Consider the following 8,438-nt stretch of genomic DNA (forward strand, 5'->3'; position numbering starts at 1 on the left):
GCCCAGCCTCAAGACCCTGGCCCCGGAAAAGGAGCTCGGCACCATCCACTCGGCCATGGGGCACATGCGCCAGCGCATCGATGCCGCCAACGACGCTGCCGAGCGGGATGCGAAGCGCCTCCCGCGCAGCGCCAACCCCAAGCGCATGGCGCCACGCTACGCGCCCGGTGGCCAGAGCACGCAGATGATCGTCGGTGCCGATGCCACCGATGACCGCACCATCCTCCAGTCCGCCCAGCACCTCTATCGCGACTTCCGCCTCAAGCGCGTCTACTACTCGGCGTTCAGCCCGATTCCGGAGCGCCCCGCAGGGCTGCCCCAGGCCGCGCCACCGTTGCTGCGCGAGCACCGGCTCTACCAGGCCGACTTCCTGATCCGTGGCTACGGCTTCCAGGCCGAGGAGTTGCTGAATGCCCCGGGCAACCTGGACCTGGAGATCGATCCCAAGCTGGCCTGGGCGCTGGCCCACCGCGACGATTTTCCGGTGGACCTCAACCGCGCCGAGCCGTCGATGATCGCCCGCATTCCGGGCATCGGTCTGCGCAGCGTCCAGCGGCTGGTCGATCTGCGCCGGCTGCGGCGCATCCGCTATCAGGACCTGGTGGCGCTGCGGTGTCGCCTGGAGACCCTGCGGCCCTTCGTGGTGACCCAGGACTACCGCCCCGCCGATGCCCAGCGCGACAGCACTCGCCTGCGCCAGAGCCTGACCCAACCCCAGCCGGCGCAGATGGCGCTGTGGTAGCGCCGCCTTCCGCAGGAGATACCGCCATGCCCAATGCCTCGCCGCTCACGCCGTCCTGCGCTGCCTGGGCCAACGATTTCGACGAGTGGCGCGCCCAGGCGCGCCGACTGCTCCATGCCGGGATGCCGCCGGCCAGCGTGACCTGGCACGACGGCAACGACGGCCATGACGACCTCTTCTCCTCGCTGGAGCCGCCGCCGAGGTTGCCAGGTTCCACGCCGGCAGCGATCCGGATCGGTCGCGACCAGTTGACGCTGCTGGGCAACGCCGCGCGCTATCGTGCGGACGGCCACGACCAGCCGCGCTGGCCATTGCTGTACCGGGTGTTGTGGCGATGGGCCCAGGGCGACGCCGCGGCCATGCATCCCGCCGACAGGGATGGCCGCGTGCTGCATCAGCGCTGGCACGCGGTCAAGCGGGAAGCGCATCACATGCACGCGTTCCTGCGCTTCCATCGCCGCGACGATGCCCGGGGTGAACGCTACGTGGCGTGGTTCGAGCCCGCCCATGATGTGCTCGACCTGGGCGCGGAGCACTTTGCCGACCGCATGGGCGGTTCACGCTGGATCATCGCCACGCCCCAGGGTGGCGTGTGCTGGGATGGCTCGGCGCTGGACTATCGCGCTCCCTGCCCGACGACCTGGACCGAAGAGGCCCGGACGGCCGCCGAGCGCGCCAACGCCGACGAGGAGCACGCCCTGTGGCGAACCTATTTCGTCAGCACCTTCAACCCCGCACGCCTCAATCACAGGGTGATGACCCAGCACATGCCGCAACGGTTCTGGCGTCATCTCAGCGAGGGCGACCTGATTCCGGCGTTGGAGGCCAGGGCGCGCCATGGCGGGCAACGCCTGGCCCAGGAGAGCAGCGTGGGCCGGCGCAAGGGCAAGGCGCTCCCGGGCGGCAGGTCCGCCCTCCCCCAGCCATCGCCGGACGACGAGCGCTAGACGGCGAGGGAAACCACCCGGCCCGTCAGGAGGTGCCGATCCGCGCCACCGCATCTCGGCTGGCCAGCTCGCGCTCGTCGCCGGTCAGCTCGCGCAGATGACCATCGCGCATCTCCAGCAGCCGGTCGGCGTGGGCGAAATAGTGGTCGTCGTGGCTGATGGCGAAGACGGTGATGCCCAGTTCCCGGAAACGCGGCATCAGTTCACGGTAGAAAGCGCGCCGGAACTGCGGGTCCTGGTCCGCGGCCCACTCGTCGAGCAGCAGGATCTGGCGCTGTTCGACCAGCGCCATCAACAGCGCGAGGCGCTTGCGCTGCCCCTGGGAGAGTTCGGTATCGAGCACCTTGCCGTCGTCGAGCTGTAGCTTCTTCGCCAGTTGCAGGGTCTGCAGCCAGTTGTCCAGCAAGGCGGGATCGGCACTGCCGCCACGTGGCCCCATCAACCGGTCGAACTGATGGAAGTCGGTATAGACCGCCGAGAAGCGCTGACGGTAACGGTGCCAGTCCGACTCGCCGATGACCTCGTCGTCGATGCGGATCTCCCCGGAGTGAGGTCGGTAGAGCCCGGTCAGCAGCTTGGCCAGCGTCGACTTGCCGCTGCCGTTGCCGCCGATCAGGTAGACCTGTTCGCCACGTTCCAGGCGCAGGTTGATCGGCCCGACGGCAAATCCGTCCCGCCCCGCCCTGGCCGGGTAGCGATAGTGGATATCGCGCATCTCGAGCACCTGCCACTCGCTGTGCGTCTCGACCAGGTCGAACGCCTCGCGGTACTCCGCCAGCGCCAGTTCGCGCAGCTTGTCGAACGACACCTGCGCGGTGATCAGCGTCGGCGTCGCGCCGACGGCCTGGATCAGCGGCGAGCGCAGGAACAGCAGCGTCAGCGAGAATGTCGCGGCGACGGCCGTGTTGGACCAGCCCAGGCCATTGGCGAGGAAGAACACCACGCCGATGGCGCCGAGCATCATGATGTTGGTCCAGTTGCCGGCGCTCAGGTGGTAGGTGTCGGCGCGAATGATGTGATCCCGGTAGGTGCGGGCATCGGCGCCGTAGACCTCTTCGAGCAGGTGACGGGCGCGATCGCGATTGAGCGCCAGCTCCTTGCGGCCGTGGATGATCGTCTCGTAGTCCTGATAGAGCCGGCTGTCGGTGGCGCGAGTGATCCGAATATGGTGGTAGACCTTCGAGACCAGCCACCATCCGACCAGCATGGTCACGGCGATCCAGATGGCGGTCACCAGCAGCAGCGGCGGCGATAGCCAGAACAGATAGCCGACGGAGGCCAGCGTGATGACGATCCCCTGGACGAGTTCCGGCAGGCGCACGAAGGCGATGGTCACGTTGCGGATGTCGCTGGAGAGGCACGACAGCAGATGGGCGCTGCCGAGCTGCTCGAGACGTTCGATATCGGTGTCGAGGATGCGCTTGATCAGCCGGCCGCGCAGGCGGTAGACGAAGTGGTGCCCCAGGGTCGGCAACGCCAGTTGCGACCCCAGCGTCACCGCCAGCAGCAGTGCCACCAGCCCGATGAACGGCAGCAGGGCGGTGACCGCACTGATTTCACCGCCACCCGGATCGGTGACGATCAGGTAGTGGTTGATGAAGGCGATGACGCCGATCCCCAGCGCCGCGCTCAGAAGGCTGAGCAGCATGACGCCGATGAACGGCCAGCGATAGTGACGAAAGACGACGCGCAGTAGTTCCATTCGGGTTCCGTAGCCGGCGATGGGGTTCGTTGTTCGCCGCAAGCATGACGCACTCGCCGCCGTACTTCGCGGCAACAGCCAGGTCGGAAGCGCTTGTCGGGCGTCGAACGAGAGAGACGGCGCCGATGATCGACGGCGAACCGCAGGCGCGAATGATTCTGATCTTCACTGGCGAAGTCAAGCGAGAGGATACCCTCGGCGAGAGGTCACCGGCCCCGCCCGACGGTCATTCAGTCATCACCGTCGGAGAACATCATCTGGATCCGCGAACGCAGCCAGCGCTCCGCGGGATCGTTGTCGTAGACGCTCTGCCACACCATGCTCAACGGCGACGGCGGGCGTTCCAGCGGCAGTTCATCGACCCGCAACCCGCCCTGCGCCGCCAGCACCTCGGCGGCATAATCGGGCACGGTGGCCACCATGTCGGTATCCCGCAGCAGCGAGGCCAGGCTGTTGAACTGTGGCACCGCCAGCACGATGCGACGCTTGCGCCCTTGCTTGGCGAGCAGGTCGTCGACATAGCCGTTGAGATCGCCATCGAACGAAACCAGGGCATGGGGCCGCTCGCAATAGTCGTCGAGGGTCAGCGCCCCCGGACGACTGTCCGCCCGCAACACCCGGGCGTGACTGTGGCGCAGGATCTTCTGCTTGGCGTTGGCCGGCAGGTCTCGCGCATAGCCGGCCGCGACGGTCACCTCGCCGGTATTGAGCAGTTGCGGCATCAGGTGGAAATCGGCGCGCCTCACCACCAGCACGATACCCGGCGCCTCGGTCCGCAGCCGTTTGAGCAGCGCCGGAAGCAGGGCGAACTCGATGTCGTCGCTGAATCCGACCCGGAATACCGCTTCGCTGGTCGCCGGGTCGAACTCGCTGGTGCGACTGAGGACGTTGGAGATCGCATCGAGAGCCGGCTGCAGCTGTTCGTAGATCTGCTCGGCGCGGGCGGTCGGCACCATCTGGCGGCCGGTGCGCACCAGCAACGGATCGCCGAAGACATCCCTGAGCCGGGACAGCGCGGCGCTGGTCGCGGGCTGCCCCAGGAACAGCCGCTCCGCGGCACGCGAGACGCTGCGCTCCTGCATCAGGGTCTCGAACACCACCAGCAGCTTGAAATCCACCCCACGCAGGTCACTGCGATTCATTCATCTCTCCCCTCGGCGGGTGGCGTCGACCCTCGGTACGAATGCCGTATCGATAGGCGTTATAACCACTATCGATCCTTGAGCATAGTGTTTGTCCGCCATCGTCGATAGAGTCGGGGACAAGCCCTGGATACATTGAGGTGCACAATGTCACGTGCGATACAGTTTCAACGCTTCGGCGACGCCGACGTTCTGGAAATCATTGAGCGCGACGATCCGCACCCCGCCACCGGGGAGGTCCTGATCGAGACCGCGGCGCTCGGCATCAACTGGCAGGATGTCATGTGGCGGCGCAACATGGCGCCGACGCTGGCCAGGCTGCCGGCCGGCTCGGGCAGCGAGATGGCCGGCACGGTCATCGCCGTCGGCCCGGGCGTGACCGCGTTTTCGCCAGGCGATCGCGTCGCCTCGATTCCCGCCTTCGACCCCAACCAGTATACGGCACACGCCGAGCGCGCGCTGCTGCCGGCGGAGGCGCTCATCGCCTACCCCGACTGCCTGTCGTCGAGCGAAGCCAGCGTCCATTACCTGCCGTCACTGGTCGCCTGGCTGGGATTCAGCGAGGTCGCCAATCTCGAGCCCGGCGAGACGGTGCTGATCACCGGTGCCTGCCATATCGGGGGGCCTTACGCCGTGCAGGTCGCACGGGCCCTGGGCGCCCGCGTGATCGCGGCGACTCCCCACGAGGCCGCCGTCGACTATCTGAAATCCCTCGGTGCCTCGGCGGTGGTGCATACGGAGACCCAGGATCTCGCCACCCGGATCGACAAGCTGACCGATCATCACGGCGTCGACATCGTGCTGGACGCCCTGGGTGGCCCTCAGATGAACCTGCTGGGCGATGTCCTGGCGCCTCGCGGTCGGCTGATCCTCTACGGCATGCTGGGCGGCAACCAGACCACCTTCCCGGCCCAGGCGATGTTTCGCAAGAACATCCAGTTCCACGTGCACTGCCTCTCCAACTTCAGCGGCAAACCCGAATTGGGGATTCCGCAGAATCGCGAAGCGCTGGGCCGCGCCATCGCCGATATCGAGCGGATGACCCGGAGCGGCGAACTCAAGCCCCAGATCGACCACCGCTTCCCGTTCGAGGAGATCGCCGAAGCGCATCGCTACCTGGAAACCTGCGCCAATCACCATGGCCGGATCGTGGTGGAGATGGCTTGATCTCCCGACCTGGAACCGGATCGACAGGCAATCGTGCATTGCCAGCCCCGTGACGGATTGACGACAATACCGCTTCAACTTTCGTCGCAATCACGCTCGAGGACACCCGATGCTCGCTCAACTGTTCGCCGTCATGGCCCCTGTCCTGGTTGGCGCGAGTATCGGGTTCGGCTGGATCCGGCTGGGATACGGCTATCCCACCGAGTTCGTCACCAAGCTCGTCTTCAACATCGGTACCCCGGCGCTGGTACTGGCCTCCCTGGCCAACGCCGAGGTCGATCCGGATGCCTTCGGGCGTACGCTCGCGACCACCTTCCTGGTGCTCGCGGGGATGGCGCTGGCAAGCTTCGGTGTGGCCAGGCTGCTGCGCAAGCCCTGGCAGGTCATCATCTCACCGATGATGTACCCCAACGCCGGCAACATGGGCCTGCCCGTCGCGCTCTACGCCTTCGGCAAGGAGGGCTTCACCTTCGCCATGACGGCCTGGGTGGCGAACGCCCTGATCCAGTTCACCGTCGGCATGATGATGGCGACCCGTGGCAGCCCCTGGAAGGCGCTGGTGCGCAACCCCACCCTCTACAGCATCGCGATCTCGCTGACCTTGATGCTGACCGGCGTCTCTCTGCCGGCGTGGCTCGGCAACACCGTGCACCTGCTCTCCGGCCTGACGATCCCGCTGATGCTGATCACGCTCGGCGTCTCGTTGGCCAGTATCCAGGCTCGCAACCTCTCCTCCGGCTTTCTGTTCACGCTCTGCCGTGTGCCCATTGCGCTGGCCCTCTCCTTCGCCATCGCCGCCTGGCTCGGCCTGCCACCGGTTGCCGCCAGCGCCGTGGCGCTGCAGATGAGCATGCCGGTGGCCGTCTACAACTATCTGTTCGCCCAGCGTTCACGGCGTGAACCGGAGTACGTCGCCGGCCTGGTCTTCTGCTCGACGCTGCTGGCATTCGTCTACCTGCCGCTGGAATTGGCTTTCATGCTGTAGCGTGGCCGGCCGCTCGCTTGCAAATGCGCACCGAGCAGCTACATTACAAAGTGTAATCTTTAAAAGTTAATGGATTACAGGTAGTTGCACGCCATAGAAGCCATGAGGCAAGGAGACGTAAATGCAAAATCTGTCATGGAAGCAGACACTCGGCGTGGCCACGCTGGCAGCCGGCAGCATGATGATGAGCCAGGCCGCGACGGCCCAGGAGACGCAGGATCCGCAGGGTCTCTACTCCGCCGATGAGCTGATGGACGCCGACGTGTTTCTGTCCAGCAAGCCCGACGAGGATGTCGGCGATGTCGAGGACATCCTGCTGGGCGAAGACATGAGCGTTCAGGCACTGGTGGTCGAAGCCGGTGGCGTGCTGGATATGGGCGACAAGAACTTCGTGGTCCAGAAAGGCGACTTCACCGTCGAGACCAATCATGACGAAAGCCTCGACGACATCGAATACCGCGTCGTTCTCGACATGGACGAAAGCGCGCTGAAACAGCAGCCCGAGTACACCAACGACTGGTGGCGGAATGCCAAGACCCAAGCCGCCGAGGCCTGGGAAAACACCAAGCAAGGCGCCTCCAGCGCCTGGGAAGACACCAAGGCCGCCACGTCCGACCTGCTCAACGACGCCAGCGACGCGATCGACAACAACTGAGTTCGTTTCGCGTTGGTCAATGGCAAAAAAACCGCCGACCCCAGGGTCGGCGGTTTTTCGTTCATGGGCGATACTCGAAATCGCCCTGTCGATGCTTACTGCTGGGGCTGCTGCACCATACCCTTCACACGCTGCATCAGTTGCGGATCCTGCTGAATGGCCTGGCCGATCGAGTTGAACTGCTCGACGCTCATGCCGCTCTCCTGAACCGCCTGGACCATTTCATCGTTGGCCTGCTGGCGAATCTTCTGCTGCTCACCTTCATCGGAGGCGTTCTGCAGCTGCTCGGTGTAATCCTGGGAGATCATCGCGATGTCCTGCGATGCGTCAGCGAACTGCTGGAGCTGGTCATCGGAGAAGTTTTGCGCCGGAGCCTGCGCCTGCGAACCGCTGTCGGCGGACTCCTGGGCCAAGACAGGCGCACTGGCGAGACCGGTCGTCATCATTGCCGCCGCGAGAAATGCAGTGATCCTTTGCATGAATACCTCCAGATATCGATTTTATGCGTGTGCCCTAGTGGGATGCCGCGTGGGAAGGAGAGTTCCCTCCGAAATGTTTCTCTCGGCAATTTAATGTTTCGCCGGGAAACATCGGCACGCCCGGTGCCGGCGATCTCCCACCGTCACTCGCCCGTCGGTCATGGTAACCATTCCACGATGGCCTGAATACCGGCACGGACCTTGTCCAGGGTCGGCAACCCCATGGGGTCGTCGTAGCGTTGCGGGCAGTGCTCCAGTAGCACTCCGCCATCGAAGTCGACGTAGGCCAGGCGCACCGTGAGCTGCAAGGGGTCGCAGCCGAATGCACTCCCCGGCAGCAGGGCCACGCCGGTCTCTTTCAGCAGCCGGGCGGTCAGTTCGGCGCTGGTGGTGATGCCGCGCCGGACCAGGGCCTCCCGGTGAGCGTCGAAATCGGGAAACAGATAGAAGCCACCATCCGGTAGCTGCGTGCGAACGCCGGCCGCCTGCAGCCGCTCGGCGCACCAGTGTCCGATCAGGCCCAACCAGGCCCGTTGGCGCTCGAGATAGTTCGCCAGTTCGGGACTCATCCGATAGGCGACGCAGGCCGCTTCCTGGACCGGGCTGGCGACACTCGACC

General features: G+C 65.4%; 9 protein-coding genes. 5 read left to right on the forward strand and 4 right to left on the reverse strand.

Annotated elements, in window-relative coordinates; translation table 11 throughout:
* Together AC3AYF_RS14795 and AC3AYF_RS14800 are read left to right on the forward strand one after the other, a co-directional pair.
* On the forward strand, positions 1 to 742 hold a 742-nt coding region (locus AC3AYF_RS14795), incomplete at its 5' end, for a radical SAM protein (RefSeq protein WP_487779918.1).
* Positions 743 to 768: 26 nt separating this feature from the next.
* Positions 769 to 1,689 (forward strand): TIGR03915 family putative DNA repair protein, encoded by a 921-nt coding sequence (locus AC3AYF_RS14800; protein WP_295037825.1) that lies wholly within the window; start codon positions 769 to 771, stop codon positions 1,687 to 1,689.
* A 25-nt stretch (positions 1,690 to 1,714) separates the two neighbouring features.
* Here AC3AYF_RS14800 and AC3AYF_RS14805 read toward each other — a convergent pair whose 3' ends face one another.
* A complete protein-coding gene (locus AC3AYF_RS14805) occupies positions 1,715 to 3,391 on the reverse strand; it encodes a multidrug ABC transporter permease/ATP-binding protein (RefSeq protein WP_487779919.1) in 1,677 nt (558 codons plus the stop codon).
* A 230-nt stretch (positions 3,392 to 3,621) separates the two neighbouring features.
* Positions 3,622 to 4,533: a LysR family transcriptional regulator gene (locus tag AC3AYF_RS14810; RefSeq protein ID WP_295037822.1), complete on the reverse strand. Its 912-nt coding sequence runs from the start codon at positions 4,531 to 4,533 to the stop codon at positions 3,622 to 3,624.
* 147 nt (positions 4,534 to 4,680) lie between these two features.
* Between AC3AYF_RS14810 and AC3AYF_RS14815 the strand changes: the two genes are divergently transcribed.
* From AC3AYF_RS14815 to AC3AYF_RS14825, 3 genes are all read left to right on the forward strand, one after another.
* Entirely contained in the window at positions 4,681 to 5,700 is a 1,020-nt protein-coding gene (locus AC3AYF_RS14815) for a zinc-dependent alcohol dehydrogenase family protein (RefSeq protein ID WP_295037821.1), read from the forward strand.
* A 109-nt stretch (positions 5,701 to 5,809) separates the two neighbouring features.
* Positions 5,810 to 6,685 (forward strand): AEC family transporter, encoded by an 876-nt coding sequence (locus AC3AYF_RS14820; protein ID WP_295037820.1) that lies wholly within the window; start codon positions 5,810 to 5,812, stop codon positions 6,683 to 6,685.
* 121 nt (positions 6,686 to 6,806) lie between these two features.
* Positions 6,807 to 7,340, forward strand: coding sequence for a PRC-barrel domain-containing protein (locus AC3AYF_RS14825; RefSeq protein ID WP_295037819.1), 534 nt, complete (start codon positions 6,807 to 6,809; stop codon positions 7,338 to 7,340).
* A gap of 95 nt (positions 7,341 to 7,435) precedes the next feature.
* Here the strand turns inward: AC3AYF_RS14825 and AC3AYF_RS14830 are convergent, their stop codons facing one another.
* Both AC3AYF_RS14830 and AC3AYF_RS14835 read right to left on the reverse strand, forming a co-directional pair.
* Complete coding sequence (locus tag AC3AYF_RS14830) at positions 7,436 to 7,819, reverse strand: DUF4168 domain-containing protein (protein WP_149435824.1); 384 nt, start codon at positions 7,817 to 7,819, stop codon at positions 7,436 to 7,438.
* Positions 7,820 to 7,977: 158 nt separating this feature from the next.
* On the reverse strand, positions 7,978 to 8,438 hold a 461-nt coding region (locus AC3AYF_RS14835; RefSeq protein WP_487779920.1), incomplete at its 5' end, for an aminotransferase class I/II-fold pyridoxal phosphate-dependent enzyme.

Source organism: Salinicola sp. (assembly GCF_982684285.1).

Excerpts from the sequence above, each read along its gene's own strand:
- AC3AYF_RS14800 (WP_295037825.1), top strand. The coding sequence starts at position 769 with ATGCCCAATGCCTCGCCGCTCACGCCGTCCTGCGCTGCCTGGGCCAAC.
- AC3AYF_RS14805 (WP_487779919.1), bottom strand. The coding sequence starts at position 3,391 with ATGGAACTACTGCGCGTCGTCTTTCGTCACTATCGCTGGCCGTTCATC.
- AC3AYF_RS14810 (WP_295037822.1), bottom strand. The coding sequence starts at position 4,533 with ATGAATCGCAGTGACCTGCGTGGGGTGGATTTCAAGCTGCTGGTGGTG.
- AC3AYF_RS14815 (WP_295037821.1), top strand. The coding sequence starts at position 4,681 with ATGTCACGTGCGATACAGTTTCAACGCTTCGGCGACGCCGACGTTCTG.
- AC3AYF_RS14820 (WP_295037820.1), top strand. The coding sequence starts at position 5,810 with ATGCTCGCTCAACTGTTCGCCGTCATGGCCCCTGTCCTGGTTGGCGCG.
- AC3AYF_RS14825 (WP_295037819.1), top strand. The coding sequence starts at position 6,807 with ATGCAAAATCTGTCATGGAAGCAGACACTCGGCGTGGCCACGCTGGCA.
- AC3AYF_RS14830 (WP_149435824.1), bottom strand. The coding sequence starts at position 7,819 with ATGCAAAGGATCACTGCATTTCTCGCGGCGGCAATGATGACGACCGGT.